This is a genomic window from Solidesulfovibrio magneticus RS-1 (genome assembly GCF_000010665.1).
Taxonomy (GTDB): Bacteria; Desulfobacterota; Desulfovibrionia; order Desulfovibrionales; family Desulfovibrionaceae; genus Solidesulfovibrio; species Solidesulfovibrio magneticus.
In genome coordinates, this window is record NC_012796.1 from 525,096 (window position 1) to 539,328 (window position 14,233).

17 protein-coding genes are annotated in these 14,233 nt (G+C 64.9%); 4 read left to right on the forward strand and 13 right to left on the reverse strand.

Annotation, left to right across the window (positions count from 1 at the left end; genetic code table 11):
- Positions 1-29: 29 nt before the first annotated feature.
- The 13 genes from DMR_RS02115 to DMR_RS02175 form a co-directional block, all read right to left on the reverse strand.
- Entirely contained in the window at positions 30-416 is a 387-nt protein-coding gene (locus DMR_RS02115) for a type II toxin-antitoxin system VapC family toxin (RefSeq protein WP_043599863.1), read from the reverse strand.
- Positions 417-418: 2 nt separating this feature from the next.
- On the reverse strand, positions 419-655 hold the full coding sequence (locus tag DMR_RS02120; RefSeq protein ID WP_012750032.1) for a hypothetical protein: 237 nt from the start codon (positions 653-655) through the stop codon (positions 419-421).
- A gap of 30 nt (positions 656-685) precedes the next feature.
- On the reverse strand, positions 686-1,165 hold the full coding sequence (nusB, locus tag DMR_RS02125; RefSeq protein ID WP_012750033.1) for a transcription antitermination factor NusB: 480 nt from the start codon (positions 1,163-1,165) through the stop codon (positions 686-688).
- A gap of 218 nt (positions 1,166-1,383) precedes the next feature.
- Positions 1,384-1,854: a 6,7-dimethyl-8-ribityllumazine synthase gene (gene ribE / locus DMR_RS02130; protein ID WP_012750034.1), complete on the reverse strand. Its 471-nt coding sequence runs from the start codon at positions 1,852-1,854 to the stop codon at positions 1,384-1,386.
- A gap of 48 nt (positions 1,855-1,902) precedes the next feature.
- Positions 1,903-3,132, reverse strand: a complete 1,230-nt coding sequence (locus DMR_RS02135; RefSeq protein ID WP_012750035.1) for a bifunctional 3,4-dihydroxy-2-butanone-4-phosphate synthase/GTP cyclohydrolase II — start codon at positions 3,130-3,132, stop codon at positions 1,903-1,905.
- A 290-nt stretch (positions 3,133-3,422) separates the two neighbouring features.
- Positions 3,423-4,172, reverse strand: coding sequence for a hypothetical protein (locus tag DMR_RS02140; RefSeq protein WP_012750036.1), 750 nt, complete (start codon positions 4,170-4,172; stop codon positions 3,423-3,425).
- 207 nt (positions 4,173-4,379) lie between these two features.
- Positions 4,380-4,856 (reverse strand): VOC family protein, encoded by a 477-nt coding sequence (locus DMR_RS02145; RefSeq protein ID WP_012750037.1) that lies wholly within the window; start codon positions 4,854-4,856, stop codon positions 4,380-4,382.
- A 29-nt stretch (positions 4,857-4,885) separates the two neighbouring features.
- Positions 4,886-5,305 (reverse strand): DUF4019 domain-containing protein, encoded by a 420-nt coding sequence (locus DMR_RS02150; RefSeq protein WP_012750038.1) that lies wholly within the window; start codon positions 5,303-5,305, stop codon positions 4,886-4,888.
- 35 nt (positions 5,306-5,340) lie between these two features.
- Positions 5,341-5,994, reverse strand: coding sequence for a riboflavin synthase (locus tag DMR_RS02155; RefSeq protein WP_012750039.1), 654 nt, complete (start codon positions 5,992-5,994; stop codon positions 5,341-5,343).
- 117 nt (positions 5,995-6,111) lie between these two features.
- A complete protein-coding gene (locus DMR_RS02160) occupies positions 6,112-6,585 on the reverse strand; it encodes a methylated-DNA--[protein]-cysteine S-methyltransferase (RefSeq protein ID WP_012750040.1) in 474 nt (157 codons plus the stop codon).
- 232 nt (positions 6,586-6,817) lie between these two features.
- Positions 6,818-7,642, reverse strand: a complete 825-nt coding sequence (gene blaOXA, locus DMR_RS02165; RefSeq protein WP_012750041.1) for a class D beta-lactamase — start codon at positions 7,640-7,642, stop codon at positions 6,818-6,820.
- Positions 7,643-7,706: 64 nt separating this feature from the next.
- Positions 7,707-8,522 carry a signal peptidase I gene (gene lepB / locus DMR_RS22255; RefSeq protein WP_012750042.1) on the reverse strand — a complete coding sequence of 272 codons (816 nt, stop codon included), beginning with the start codon at positions 8,520-8,522 and terminating at the stop codon, positions 7,707-7,709.
- 98 nt (positions 8,523-8,620) lie between these two features.
- Positions 8,621-9,568, reverse strand: coding sequence for a TIGR01212 family radical SAM protein (locus tag DMR_RS02175; protein ID WP_043599867.1), 948 nt, complete (start codon positions 9,566-9,568; stop codon positions 8,621-8,623).
- Between the two features lie 104 nt (positions 9,569-9,672).
- Between DMR_RS02175 and DMR_RS02180 the strand changes: the two genes are divergently transcribed.
- The 4 genes from DMR_RS02180 to mrdA all read left to right on the forward strand — a co-directional run bounded on the left by DMR_RS02180 (position 9,673) and on the right by mrdA (position 14,164).
- Complete coding sequence (locus DMR_RS02180; RefSeq protein ID WP_006920175.1) at positions 9,673-10,713, forward strand: rod shape-determining protein; 1,041 nt, start codon at positions 9,673-9,675, stop codon at positions 10,711-10,713.
- Between the two features lie 136 nt (positions 10,714-10,849).
- Positions 10,850-11,842 carry a rod shape-determining protein MreC gene (gene mreC, locus DMR_RS02185; RefSeq protein ID WP_012750044.1) on the forward strand — a complete coding sequence of 331 codons (993 nt, stop codon included), beginning with the start codon at positions 10,850-10,852 and terminating at the stop codon, positions 11,840-11,842.
- Positions 11,839-12,309, forward strand: coding sequence for a hypothetical protein (locus DMR_RS02190; RefSeq protein WP_012750045.1), 471 nt, complete (start codon positions 11,839-11,841; stop codon positions 12,307-12,309). The genes mreC and DMR_RS02190 overlap by 4 nt, the downstream gene beginning before the upstream one ends.
- Positions 12,299-14,164 carry a penicillin-binding protein 2 gene (mrdA, locus tag DMR_RS02195; protein ID WP_012750046.1) on the forward strand — a complete coding sequence of 622 codons (1,866 nt, stop codon included), beginning with the start codon at positions 12,299-12,301 and terminating at the stop codon, positions 14,162-14,164. The genes DMR_RS02190 and mrdA overlap by 11 nt, the downstream gene beginning before the upstream one ends.
- The last annotated feature ends 69 nt before the right edge of the window (positions 14,165-14,233 follow it).

A 14,233-nucleotide genomic window follows, 5' to 3' on the forward strand; every position in this document is an offset into this window, starting at 1 on the left:
CACCGGGCAAAGGGCGGCGCGTCGAGTTCTTAGTAGGGCGGAAGCTGAAGCCCTTCGATGAAACGGTAATCTTTCTGGTTTTTTGTCACCAGCGGCCAGTCGTGGGCCAGGGCCGTGGCCGCGATGAGCGCATCGGGCAGACGCAGGCCATGGCTTAAGCGGTAGCGACGCAACAGGCCCAGCGCGCCGCCGGAAATGTTCGCGTCAATATGGACGCAACGAAAACCGGCCATGAAGGCGTCCAGGATGCCTTGTTCCCGTTTGTCCCGGCAGCCGGCCAGCAGTTCGCAGTGAACGATGACGCTGACGGCCGAAATTCCATCCTGGTGCGCGGCGTCAAGAACGGCGGCGGCATGAGGGTCGCCGCGTCCGTAGTCAATGAGCACGTCGGTGTCGAACAGCACGACGTTGGGCACGCTTAACGTCTCCACTCGTCGCGCCGCAACCCGTCCACCCAGGCGCTCGCATCGGACAGGTCGCGGCGGTCGCGCCACAGGCCGAAAAAGGTCTCGCCCGACGCGAACTTGGTTCCGGCCGGAGCGTCGGACGCGGCCGAGCCGTGCCGCGCCCGCAGAAATGCGATGAAATCGGCCGCCTCTTCCATGGCCTGCGGCGGCAGGGCGGCCAGATCGGCCAGGACCTTTTCCATGTTCATCGCCAGTGCTCCAGATACCGGATTGCTTGCTTACAAATCCTTTTGAATCCCGAATTCGCCGCTGTCAACGGCCTTGGCCAGGGCGTCGAGGATGCCGTTGATGAAGTTGCGGGAGTTTTCGTCGCCGTAGCGCTTGGACAGTTCGATGGCTTCGTTGAGCGACACCCGCAGCGGAATGTCCGGGCGGCTTAGAATTTCATGCACGGCCAGCCGCAGGATGGTCAGTTCCACCTTGGCGATGCGCGAGATTTTCCAGTTCTTGGAGAAGCGCACAATGGTCGCGTCGATGTCGCGCTGGTTGCGCCACACGCCAAGGACCAGCTCCCAGGCGAATTCGTGGCCGGCGTCGTCCTCGCCCTCGGCCACGTCGTGGGGACAGCGCTTGAACAGTCGCAACAGCGAACGCTCGTCGGCGGCCGGCTCGAAACTGAGGCCATAGAGGAATTCGAAGGCCTGTTTGCGGGCCTTACGCCGGGAAACAATGGGCTTTTTGTCGTCGGATTCGGTCATGGTGTCGTTGCCTGGCGATGCGTCCCCCGGGATTCCGGCCGGAAGCCCGGGGGACATGCAAGGAGTCTAGAGTGTTGTCGCCGCGCCGGGGGACGGCGAGGCGGGCGCGTAGCTCATGCAAGCGTTCGGAAACGCCGCGTTGTCTGTTGGCGCAACAACGGGTTGCGCCCGTTGTTGTCCTTCACCAAAAAACAGGAGCGGTTTTTGCGAACGCCGCACTAAATCTGTTCCAGAACGCGGACCATTTCCAGCACGGCCGAGGCGGCTTCAACGCCCTTGTTGCCGGCCTTGCTGCCGGCGCGCTCAATGGCCTGCTCCAGGTTGTCCACGGTCAGCACGCCAAAGCCCACCGGCACGTTGGCGTCGAGCATCACATGGGCCAGGCCCTTGGCGCATTCGCTGGCCACGAAGTCGAAGTGGGGGGTGGAGCCGCGAATGACCGCGCCCAGGCAGATGATGCCATGGTACTTGCCCGAGGCGGCCAGTTTCTTGGCGGCCAGGGGAATCTCGAAGGCCCCGGGCACGCGCACGATGGTCAGGTCGGCGCGGTCGCCGCCGTGGCGCACGAGGTAGTCCACGGCCCCGCCGACCAGGCGTTCGGTGATGAAGTCGTTGAAGCGGCCGGCCACCAGGGCGAATTTGAGTCCCTTGGCGTCAAGCTGGCCTTCGATGGTGCTCACGTGCAGCATGGCTGTTCTCCCTGACGGCCGGGCCGTCGTCTGGATTGATGTCCGAGTTTACTTCGCCTGGCCGCAGTCGGGGTCCGGCAGATGCAGGATATGCCCCATGCGGTCGCGCTTGGTGGTCAGGTAGCAGGTGTTTTCCGAACAGGGGCAGGTCTCGATGGCCACCCGGTCGACCACTTCCAGGCCGTAGCCTTCCAGTCCCACGATCTTTTTGGGATTGTTGGTCATAAGCCGCATTTTGCTGATCCCGAGCTCCACCAGAATCTGCGCGCCGGTGCCGTATTCGCGCAGGTCGGCCTTGAAGCCGAGCTTCAGATTGGCCTCCACGGTGTCGAGTCCCTGGTCCTGCAGCGCGTAGGCCTTGATCTTGTTGCCAAGGCCGATGCCCCGGCCCTCCTGGCGCATGTAGAGGATGACACCCTTGCCTTCCTCTTCGATCATCCGCATGGCCTCATGCAGCTGGTTGCCGCAGTCGCAGCGCAGCGACCCGAACACGTCGCCGGTCAGGCACTCGCTGTGCACCCGCACCAGCACCGGTTCGCCGGGCACGATGTCGCCCTTGACCAGGGCGATGTGGGTCTTTTTGTCCGAGCTGGCCTCGAAGGCCACGGCGCGGAAAGAGCCGAAGGCCGTGGGCAGGGTGGCTTCGGCCACCTTGGTCACGGCCACGTGGCCGTAGCGCATGCGGTAGCGGATGAGGTCGGCCACGGAGGCGATCTTGAGATTGTGCTTCTCGGCGAATTCGATCAGGTCCGGCATCCGGGCCATGTTGCCGTCTTCGCGCATGATCTCGCAGATGACGCCGGCGGGCTTGAGGCCGGCCAGCCGGGCCAGGTCCACGCTGCCTTCGGTCTGGCCGGCGCGGTCGAGCACGCCGCCTTCGCGGGCGCGCAGGGGAAAGATATGGCCTGGGGTCACGAGGTCTTCGGGCACGGCCCCGTCGGCCACGGCGGCCAAAATGGTGGTGGCCCGGTCATAGGCCGAGATGCCGGTGGAGACGCCGACCTTGGCTTCGATGGAGACGGTAAAGCCGGTGCCAAACGGCGACTTGTTGTCCTGGGTCATCATGGGCAGGGCGAGCTGGTCCACGAGATTGGGGGCCAGCGACAGGCAAATGAGGCCGCGGCCGTGGGTGGCCATGAAATTGATGATTTCCGGGGTGACCTTTTCGGCGGCGACGGTGAGGTCGCCTTCGTTTTCACGGTCTTCGTCATCGACGAGGATGATCATCCGTCCGGCGCGGATGTCCTCGATGGCGTCCTCGATGGGGCTTAAGCGCATGTGGGTATACCTCGTTCGGGTCGGCGCTGTGCGGCCGGCTCCCTGGGGAAAAGACCAAAGACCCGGGACGGGCCGGGTCAAAGGGGACGCATCCTATTCCAGGCCGGCGGCCAAGGCAAGCGGGGCGGAATAGCGGGATTTTCGAGGCGCGGCGGGGCGTCGGCAAAAGGGTCGGCGCGACGCGGCGGTCCGCGTCGCGCCCCTGAAACAATGCGCAAGGAATTGTAAAAAAGTCATGGCGTTCGTCTCGTTCCTGCGAAAGGCCCTGTGGGCTTCTCGCGGACGCGACACTAAACCCGAATGTCGATGGTGGACCCGGGCGCGGGCACGGGAGCGGCCTGGGCCGGGCTTTGCGCCGTCGCGACCAGCCCGGCTTGCGTGGCCTGCCCGGCCGGCTCGGCCTGCCCGGCCGGCTCGGTCTGCCCGACCGATTCGGCAGGCGCGGTCTCGGCTGTCTGCCCGGCTGCTTCGGCAGGCACGGCTTCGGCCGTTTGCCCGGCCGACGTGGCCTGGGCGGCTGCGGCCGCCTGGATGGCCTCGGTGGTCGAAGCGTCGCCGGCCGTGGTCGTCGCATCGGGCGTGGCCGCTCCCTGGCCGGCGGCGTCTTCCGACTGGCCGGTCGCCGCCGCCTCGGCCTTGTCCTCGATGTCCTGGCGGGTGGCGTCGAGGTTGTCCTGGGCGCTGTCGCCGACTTCTTTATCGACGGCCTGGCCGACGCTGTCTTCCACTTTGTATTTGTTTATGACGGCGGCGACAAAGGTCGAGTCGCCGCTGCTGGACCCCACCTTGGCCATGGTGGAGGCAAATTGCGTCGACATGGACGTGAGCAGGGCGCTCATGGAGCCGCCAAAGGATTTTTCCGTCTGCAAGCCATCCAGCCGGGCCTGCAGATATTTCGAGGGACCGGCGTCGGCCTGGACGAAGTTGCCGGCCAGCATGTTGTCGGTCTTGGCGGCAACAGCGGGTTGCGGGCTTTTCGTCGTCGGCGCGGCCACGGCGCTGGTCGTCTGGGTCAGCGCGGAAAGGGCGGCGACGTCCATCGGTTTTCCTCCGGTTGGCGTGTCAACACTTATCGGCCGGCCGTAAGAGGAAGATTAGGGAGGGATGGGAAATAGTGTAACGACCTGACCGGTCGGACGTCTCGCCGGGGTTGGGGGCCGCGACTGCGGCCAACAGCTGGCGCGAAAGAAGCGATGCTTGAGAGCCGACTGGTTCCCTGGACAGTCGGGCCTTGAAGGCGAGGGGGGTTAGCCGCCCAGCACCGAAGCCACGAATTCGGCCGGCATCATGGTGGCGGCGGTGATTTCGGCCGGGGACAGGCCCTTGTCGCGCAGGCGCTCGACGACCGCCTCCATGGGTTCGGCCACCTCGACGATGTGGCCGTCCGGGTCGCGCAGGCGAAAGGCGCGCTGGCCCCAGGGCGCGGACTTGGGCGGATGGATGATCTCGGCCCGGGTCATGACGCGCTCGAAGGCGTCTTCCAGGGCCGCGTCCTCGAAATACAGTTCCAGATTGTCGCGGCCCATGGGACCGGCCGGTGGGCCTGCTTCCTCGTCGAAAACGATGCGGCGGGCGGTGTCCTCGCGCCACAGGCAGAAATGCGGGTAGGCGACGTAGCCCGGCAGCACGTGCAGGGGCGACTGGCCCATAAGCTCTTCATAAAAGGCCCGGGCGCGGTCGATGTCGGCCACGAAGATGCAGACGCTGCGGTATTCGATGGGCATTGGGGCCTCCGTGGCGTAGGCGGCTGGAATTACTTGATGTAGTAGCCGACCAGACGCCAGGAGCCGTCTTTTTCGTGCATGACGGTCACGGTTTCGATGGCGGCGGCTTTCTGGGCAAAGGTGGTGTCGTAGGTCAGCACGACATAGGAGCCGTCGGGCGCGCCAGGCAGGGACCGGGCCTGGATGATGGTGTTGCGGACGCGTTTCTGGACCGGCCCCAGCGGGGCGCGCAGGCCAGAGAGGCCCTTGTTCCAGACGTCCTCGGTGACGGCGCCGCGAAAAAACGACGAGGCTTCGCGCCAGCTTTCGGAATACTTGCCGGCGTCGCACAGGGCCAGCCATTTGCCGGCGGCGGCCTCGGCGGCGGCTTCGTCGCCCTCGGCGGCCAGGGCCGAGCCGGCGGCCAGACAGAGCATGGCGCAAAGGAGGAAGAAAGCGAGACGTTTCATGGGGCGGCTCCTTTCAGGTCGCGGCGATGCGGCGGTTAAAACCCGTTCTCCCGCAAAAACGCCTCGGAAATCTTCGATTCCTTCTTCCCCTGGGCGTCCTGCCACGGCCCAAGCATCCGCAGCACGTATTTCCCCAGTACGTCGGTCTCCATGTTGATGACCGTGCCGGGCTTCCAGCCGGAAATCGTGGTCGCACCCTGGGTCGAGGGGATGATGTTCACCGTGAGCCACCCCTCGCCGCATTCGTTGACGGTCAGGCTGATGCCGTCCAGGGCCACCGACCCCTTGGGTACGACGAAAATCGAAAATTCCTTCGGGAAATCTATTTTATACTGCATGGACTGTCCAGCCGGCGTCACCGTCGCCACCTCGGCCAGACAATCCACATGGCCCGACACCATATGGCCGCCCAGGCGGTCGCCCAGGGCCAGGGCGCGCTCCAGGTTCACCACACCGCCGATCTTGAGCTTGCCCAGGTTCGAGCGCGAAAGCGTCTCGCCCGAGGCATAGGCCGTGTACTCCCGGTCGCCGAAGGTTTCGACGGTCAGACACACGCCGTTGACGGCGATGGATTCGCCGAGAACGATGTTGTCCAGATCGAAAAGCGCCTTGATGCGAAACCGCGTCTCATTGCCCCGCGACTCCACGGCCGCGATGCGGCCCAAACCCATCACCAGTCCCGTAAACATAAAAAACCTGTCCTCGCCCTGCGTTCACTCGTTCCCCATGTCGGGGGTCCGAGGGGCTGAGCCCCCCGGCGGGTCCGGGCAGCGCCCGGTCTTGCCGCTTCCTTCCCGGTCTTCCGCCTACTTCGTCCCTTCGAGTTCCAGCAGGTATTTTTTCATGTCGATGCCCGGTCCGAAGCCGGTGAGCGCGCCCTTGGCCCCGACCACGCGGTGGCAGGGGTAAATGAGCGGAAACGGATTGGAGGCCATGACCCGGCCCACGGCCCGGGCCGCCTTGGGGCGTCCGGCCTTGGCCGCCAGCCAGCCGTAGCTGACCGGCTGTCCGGCCGGCACCTGGGCCAGCTCTTCCAACACCCGGCGCGAAAAATCCGTCGCCTTGCCCCAGGCAAAGGGCAGTTTGGGCCAGTCGGCCTGGCCGCCGGCCACATAAGCCTCCAGGGCGGCCTGCACCGCCCGGCCGGCCTCGCTTGCCACGCTGCGCGTCTTGCCCTCGGCCCAGGTCAGTTTCAAGGCCGTGACCTCGCCGTCCTTCCAGGTGATTTCCAACGCCAACGGATCGGCAACGCAGATGTCGGTGAACGTCTGTGCGGACATGGTGTTTTGCCTCCGGCGGCCAGGGCTCTGCCCTGGACCCGCCGGGGGGATGATCCCCCCGGACCCCCGCGACGGGGTTGCGGTCTTTTACGCTATTTCGTCCCGCCCTGCCATCATCTCGCATCCCCTTGCCTTGGGGCGGCGTTTTGCCTGGGCGGACGCTTCGTCCGCCCAGGCAAAACGCCGCCCCATGACAGGAGGGTTCGGGAGGGGGTGACCCCCTCCCGAGATCTTATTCCCAAAGTCCTTCCATTTTCAAAATATCCAGCGCGATCTTTTTTCGGGCGGCCACGGCGGCGGGGGTGTTTTCGGGCACTTCGAGATTGAGGGCGAAGTACCAGACGTCGGGGCCGCGCGTGACCGAGCCGACGTACCAGCCGACGTTGGGCGAAACGCGGGCGGTCAGCCCGGTCTTGGCCCGCAGCACGGCGTTTGGCGTCTTGTCGGTGATCATCATGGTCAGCACGTCGTCCATGACTTGACGGCGCAGGGGCAGTTCGCGGCGGTGCAGGCGGCCGAGGAAGTCGAGTTGCTGGAGAGCGGTGATGCGCAGCGCGCCGTCGAGCCAGAACCGGTCGATGCCGCCGCCGATGTCGCCGTTGCCGTAGTGGAAGTCGGCCAGATATTTGGCCATGCGTTCGGGGCCGATGCGCCGGGCGATTTCCTGGTAAACCGGCACGCAGGACACGGCAAAGGCCCGGGCCAGGGTCAGGTCGGCGTTCCATTCGGGAAGATGGCGCGGCTTGCCGTCGTAGGGGAAGACTTCGCTGGGGCCGGAGACGGCCCCGGTTTCCAGGGCAATGAGCGAGTTGGGTATTTTGAAGGTGGAGGCGGGCAGAAAGGCGGTCGCGGCCCGGGCCGGATTGTGGACGAGGATTTCGGGCGAACCTTCCTGGCGCAGGACCATGGTTCCGGTCAGGCCGGCGTCGTTGAAGGGTTTTTGCCACTGCGGCCGTTCGATGAGGCTGGGGGCGGCGGCCCGGGCCAGGGCCGGGGCGGCGAGGAGGAGCAGGAAAAGGGCGAAGCGGCGCAGCAGCAAGGGGAAAGTCGGTGTCATGGGAGCCTCTTTGGAGTTGGTCGTGGCGGAAATCCCGGGCGTGGCTCAAGGGGGCGCGGCGGCGTCACAAGGTTTTGCCGATGCGCGAAAGCGTGTCGGACCAGAGAATGATTCTGGCCCGGCCAAGGATTTTATTTTTGGGAATCGTGCCGAAGAAGCGGGAATCGTAGGATTCTTCCCTGTTGTCGCCAAGGACGAAGTAGGTGTCGGGGGCTACGGTCATGGCGGGCATCGAGTCTCTTCTGGCCTGAAACGCCGTGTCGCCATGCCTGGCATGGCTGTCGTCAATAGGAGCGCCGTTGACGAACACCTGCTTGTTCTCGATAACCACGAGATCGCCGGGCTTGGCGATAATCCGTTTGATGAACAATTTCGTTTCGTCCTCGGGGAAGAGAAACGCGATCACATCGCCGTAATCCGGTTCTCCTGGCGAGTATGCCGTCAGGTCGACAAGGAAATGCTCGTTTAAGAGAATAGCGTCGCTCATGGAGCTGGAAGGCATGCGCCACTCGTCCGGGATAAAATGTAATGAATCAAAATAGAAGGAAGACAGACAAGCAAGAACGCCGAACGCTATGAGACTGTCCAGACGCATGAACCATCGTTTTTCTTTTTGGGGTTCACTTGAGGAGAGCCGCCAGGCGTCGAATATGATGTATCCATAGATCGCGGTATAGGAAACGATGAGAAGGAAGAAGCCTGAGGTCGTGTAGATGGTCTTGAAGTAGATCTGCCCCAAGTACGTTGCCGTGAGAAGCACGGAAAGGGCTATCCCTCTGGCCGGATAGCCGACGGCGATGTGCCCCAGGCCCGGGACCAGCAGGCTCCAGAAAATCGCGGGCTTTGGCCAGCGTTTATTATGGGCGGGACGATCCTTCATGTCGGCCTGGGCGTCCGGGAGGGTGCCGCTCTCGATTGACCCGTAGGGCAGGGCGGGGTGGATTGTTCGCTGTCAGTGTATTGGCTGGCCGATAAAAATCAAGGGCGAGGCGAGGGAGGCCCCTGGGGCTGCATGCCTGTCTCGCTTCCTAGCGCGCACCCCTGCCGGATGTCCTCGCGTTCCAGCCGCGCGGCGATGTCGCCCAGGATGCCCTGTTTGTCGGCGGCCCAGGCCGGGGCGAGGAGTTCGCCCGGGGCGGGGTCGGCGTTTTGGCGCTCCACGGCCACGTGACCCGGCAGCAGGGCGATGGCCCGGCACACGGCCTCGACATACGCTTCGCGGGCCATGGGCTGGTAGCCGCCGGCTTTGTGGAGGGCGGCCAGGCCGGAGCCGGCCACCACCAAGGTATTGTGGAGCTTGACCCCGGCAATGGGCAGGGCGGCGACAAAACGCACGGTGGCGAGAAAATCCTCGACGCCCTCGCCGGGCAGGCCGGCCATGAGATGGGCCGTGACGGCAAGGCCCGCGTCGGCGGCCATGATGGTCGCCCGGGCGAAATCGGCCGTCGTGTGGCCCCGGCCTATGCGCCGAAGCGTCGCGTCGTTGGCCGACTGCAAGCCCATTTCCAGGCGCACATGGCCCACGGGCGCGGCGGCCAGCAGGGCGATTTTTTCGAGGTCCAGGCAATCCGGCCTCGTGCCCAGGCAAAGGCCCTCGATGTCGGGCAGGGTGGCAAGTTCGGCCACAAGCGCGGCCAGGCGCTCGGGCGGGCCGTAGGTGTTGGAAAAGGACTGGAGATAGGCGACGAGGGCTTCATTGCGCCGCCGGGCCGGGAGAGTGAGTCTGTCCCATTGCGCCCGGAGGCCGAAGCCTTTAAGGTGCAATCCCGTTCCCGATCCGGCCGCGTTGCAAAACAGGCAGCCGCCCCGGGAGAGCGCACCGTCCCGATTGGGGCAGGAACTTCCCGCATCCAAAGGAATTTTCTTGGCCTTTCGGCCGAAAACGGCCCGAAAAGCCTGGGCGAGCGTGTGGACGCGGGCAGTCATGGCGGTTTTTTGGCCGGAAAATCTCTCGTTGACAACACGGGACGAATCGGCAAACACAACCCGTCTGCGACAGCATAGGCCGATTTTGCGGCAAGCGAGGCGATATGTCCAGTTTTTTGAATAGGATATTGGGGCTTTTCTCCAACGATCTGGCCATCGACCTGGGAACGGCCAACACCTTGGTGTTCGTCAAGGGCAAGGGCATCGTCCTGTCCGAACCCTCGGTGGTGGCGGTGAAAAAGGACCCCCGCGGCGGCAACAAGGTGTTGGCTGTGGGCCTGGAAGCCAAGCGGATGCTTGGCCGCACCCCGGGCAACATCGTGGCCATCCGTCCCATGAAGGACGGCGTCATTGCCGACTTCGAAGTGACCGAGGCCATGCTGCGGCATTTTATTTCCAAGGTCCACAATTCCCGCCGGCTGGTGCGCCCGCGCATCATCATCTGCGTGCCCACGGGCATCACCCAGGTGGAAAAGCGGGCGGTCAAGGAATCGGCCCAGAGCGCCGGCGCCCGTGAAGTCTACCTCATCGAGGAACCCATGGCCGCGGCCATCGGGGCCAACCTGCCCATCACCGAACCCACCTCCAACATGGTGGTGGACATCGGCGGGGGCACCACGGAAGTGGCGGTCATTTCGCTGTCCGGCGTGGTCTATTCGAAATCCGTGCGTGTTGGCGGCGACAAGATGGACGAAGCCATCATGCAGTACGTCAAGCGCAAGTACAACATGCTGATCGGCGAATCCACGGCCGAACAGATCAAGATCCAGGTCGGCTCGGCCCATCATTCCACCAGCCAGGGCGAGATGGAAGTCAAGGGCCGCGACCTCGTCACGGGCATTCCCCAGAACATCACGATCTCCTCCGAGGAAGTGCAGAAATCCATTTCCGAGCAGGTGGAGAGCATTGTCCAGGCCGTGCGTATCGCTCTGGAGCAGACGCCTCCGGAGCTGGCGGCGGACATCGTGGACCGGGGTATCGTGCTGACCGGCGGCGGCGCGCTTCTGCGCGGCCTCGACCAGCTGCTGCGCGAGGAAACCTCGCTGCCCATCACGGTTGTTGACGACCCCCTTTCGACGGTTGTCCTCGGCTCCGGCCGGGCGCTGGACAACCTGGACGTCCTGAAGGAGGTCACGATAGATTAAACCCACCCCGCAGCGGATCGCGATCGGCCTGCTCGTCGTCCTGTTTCTTTACCTCGGCCTTTTCACCTGGAACATCCGGACAGGCTACGTCGACACGCTGGCGAGCCACACCGGACTGGAGTTCGCCAGGTGGGTTTTGGCCCCGGGAAAGTGGGTCCACGAACAGGTTGCGTCGTTTTGGAGCCGCTATCTGTATTTCGTGGGCATCCGGCAGCAAAACGACCAGCTGCGCCTGGAGCTGGATTCCGCGAAAAAGGAGCTCGCCGAGTTGCGTGAAAGCGCTTCGGAGGTGGAGCGTTTGCGCCAAATTCTGTCCCTGACGCCGCCCATCGATTGGACGCGTCGGGCAGCACGTATTATTTCCCATCGCCTGGGTCCCAACGCCGCCCTGGAGACGTTTCTCATCGACAAGGGCAGCGCCCACGGCGTTTCGGTCAACATGCCGGTGGTCTCTCCCGACGGGGTGGTCGGGCGGGTGCTGCGCCTGTCGCCCACGGCCGCGACCATTTTGCTCATCACCGATCCCAACAGCCGCATTCCTGTGGTTTCCCAGAAAAACCGCACCCAGGGCATCGTCAAGGGCGAGGGGCCGACCAAGGAACTCACCCTGCAGTACGTGCCCCAGGGAGCGCCCGTGGAAGAAGGCGAGGTGCTGGTCACCTCGGGGCTGGAAGAAATTTTCCCTAAGGGGCTGCCCGTGGCCAAGGTGACCTCGGTGGGGCGCTCGGGGTCGTCGTTGTTTCAGCTTATCCACGCCGCGCCGCTTTTCACGCCGCGCCAGCTTGAGGAAGTGGCCCTGCTGTTTAGGGCCACGGCCGCGGCCGCGCCGGTTCCCACGACCGCGCCCGTGGTCGCGCCGCCGCCGCCGCCCGCCACAGCCCCGGTGTCGCCGGTCATCACCCCGCCAAACGCCGCCCCGTCCGTCAAGCCGCCCAAGGGCCTCAAGACCCCGGCCGCCATCCCGCCGGCTCCGGGCCAGGGCGCGCCGCCGCCCCCGCCCCCGGCTCCCGCGCCGACGCCGGCTCCGGCCCCGGCCGTGGTCGAACCGGCCAAACCGGCCAAGAAGGCCGACAAGCCGGCGGAGTCCGAGAAAAAACGCCGCAAGCCGGCCCGGACCGAAGGGCAATGAGACCGGCCCACATCGTCTTCTGGACCCTGTTGACGCTCGGCGGGGTCTGGCTGCAAAACATCGTCCCCGGGGTGGACTTCCTGGCTCCAGGGCTTATCCTGGCCATGCAGGAGGAGAAATGGACCGTGCCGGTCTGGCTGGGGGGCATCTGGCTCTTCATCCAGGAGGGGACAGGCTCCATGCCCTTCGGGGCGGGTATCCTCTGGTACGGCGCCTTGGCCGGCTTGTATTTTTTCGGGCATTGGCTGTTTGAAGCCCGAAATTTCCTTTTCATGCTCATCTTGGGAGCCTGCCTCGGCGCCATGCATTTCCTTTTCATCAACGTCATGGCCCTGCTCCAGGACTGGTCCATTTATATGGACCGACTGGGCGTCGAGGCGGTGCAGCAGGCCCTGATCTTCCCCATCGAATGGGGCCTTTTGTACCTCATCCACCACCATCTGCCGGGCGATCCCCATGCGGCTTGAGACCGAAACCCCGCAACAACACGCCCCCCGTTCCGGGCTGATTCTGCTCCAGGCCCTGGTGCTCGGGCTTTTTTGCCTGTTCACCCTGCGCCTGTGGTATTTGCAGGTCCACAAGGGCGGCACGTTTTCCGACATGGCCCGGGACAACCAGCTGCGCCAGGTGCTCATCGGTTCGGCCCGGGGGCGCATCCTCGACAGGAGCGGCACGCCCCTGGCCGTCAGCGAACCGTCCTTTGCCCTGGGCCTGGTGCGCGAGGACTGCGAGGACATTGACGGCACCCTGACCAAGGTTTCGGAATGGACCGGCGTGGACAAGCACGTGCTGTCCGAGACGGTCAAGCGCGGCAAGAAACGGGTCAAGCCCTTTGAGCCGCTCATCCTCATCACCGACCTGCCCTACGAGGCCCTGGCCCGCATCGAGGCCAACGCCATGCTCTATCCGGGCCTGGAAATCGTGGTGCGCCAGAAACGCTACTACCCCACCGGCGCGCTCATGTCCCATGTGTTGGGTTACGTGGCCGAGGCCAACGAAGACGAACTGGAGAAAAATCCCCAGCTTTCCCTGGGCGACTCCGTGGGCAAGCAAGGCCTGGAACTCACTCACGAGGACGAGCTGCGCGGCTCCAAGGGCCGCAAGCAGGTGGAAGTCGACGCTTTCGGCCGCCAGCATAACGAATTCATCCTGGAGCCGCCGCGCGCCGGAGCCGATCTCAAGCTGTCCATCGACATCGGCCTGCAGAAAGAGTGTTCCCGATTGCTGGAGGGCCAGGCCGGGGCGCTGCTGGTCATGGAACCCGACACCGGCAAGATCCTGGCCATGGTCAGCCAGCCGAGCTTTGACAACAACATGTTCGTCCTTGGAGTGCCGGCCGACAAATGGCGGGAGCTGCGCGACAACCCGCGCCATCCTATCCAGAACCGGGTGACCCAGGGCGTGTATCCGCCGGGTTCGGTCTTCAAGCTCCTCATGGCCGCCGCCGGCCTGTCCGAGGGCTTTGTCCGCCCCGGCGACGTGGTGGCCTGCCCCGGGGTCTACAAGGTCGGCAACCGCGACTTCCACGACTGGAAAAAGGGCGGCCACGGGGCGCTGGATCTGCGCGGGGCGTTGGTCCATTCCTGCGACATCTATTTTTACAAGCTCGGCGACCGTATGGGCATCGACCGGCTCCACGACTACGCCGTGGCCAGCGGTTTCGGGACCCGCACCGGCATCGACCTGCCCCACGAAAAGGCCGGGCTCATTCCCTCCAAGGAATGGAAAAAGAAACGTTTCGGCGCGGCCTGGTCCAAGGGCGAGACCGTCATCGCCTCCATCGGCCAGGGCTACGTCCTGACCTCGCCGCTGCAGATCGGGCGCTACCTGTCGGCCCTGGTCAACGGCGGCCGGCTCATGAAGCCCGAGCTGGTGGAGACCGAAGCGCCCCAGGTGGACGCCACGCTGCCGCTGAAAGACGGCGACCGGCAGGTGATCCTCGACGCCATGGTGGCCACGGTGGAAAGCGGCACGGCCAAGTCCTTGCTGCGCTCCGACGCGGTCATGGCCGGCAAGACCGGCACGGCCCAGGTCGTCAAGCTGATAAACGCCGACATCCGCCGCAAGACCCACGAAATGCCCTACGAGCAGCGCGACCACGCCTGGCTCGCTAGTTGGGGCCGCAAGGACGGCAAGACCTACGTGGTGGTCTGTCTGGTGGAGCACGGCGGCCACGGCGGCGAGGTCAGCGGTCCGCTGGTGCGCAAGGTCTACGAATATTTGTTCGGCCCGGCTCCGGGCAAGCCGCCCCGGGCGGCCGGCGCGGCCCCGGCCGCCGCGCCTGGCGAACCGGCCGTCGACCCCGGCGACGTCGGGGATTAGCCGGCCGGCCGCAGACGGCGCCCTTTTAACCATGCAGACGCGGCCGTCGGCCGTCGCGGGACCTTTCCC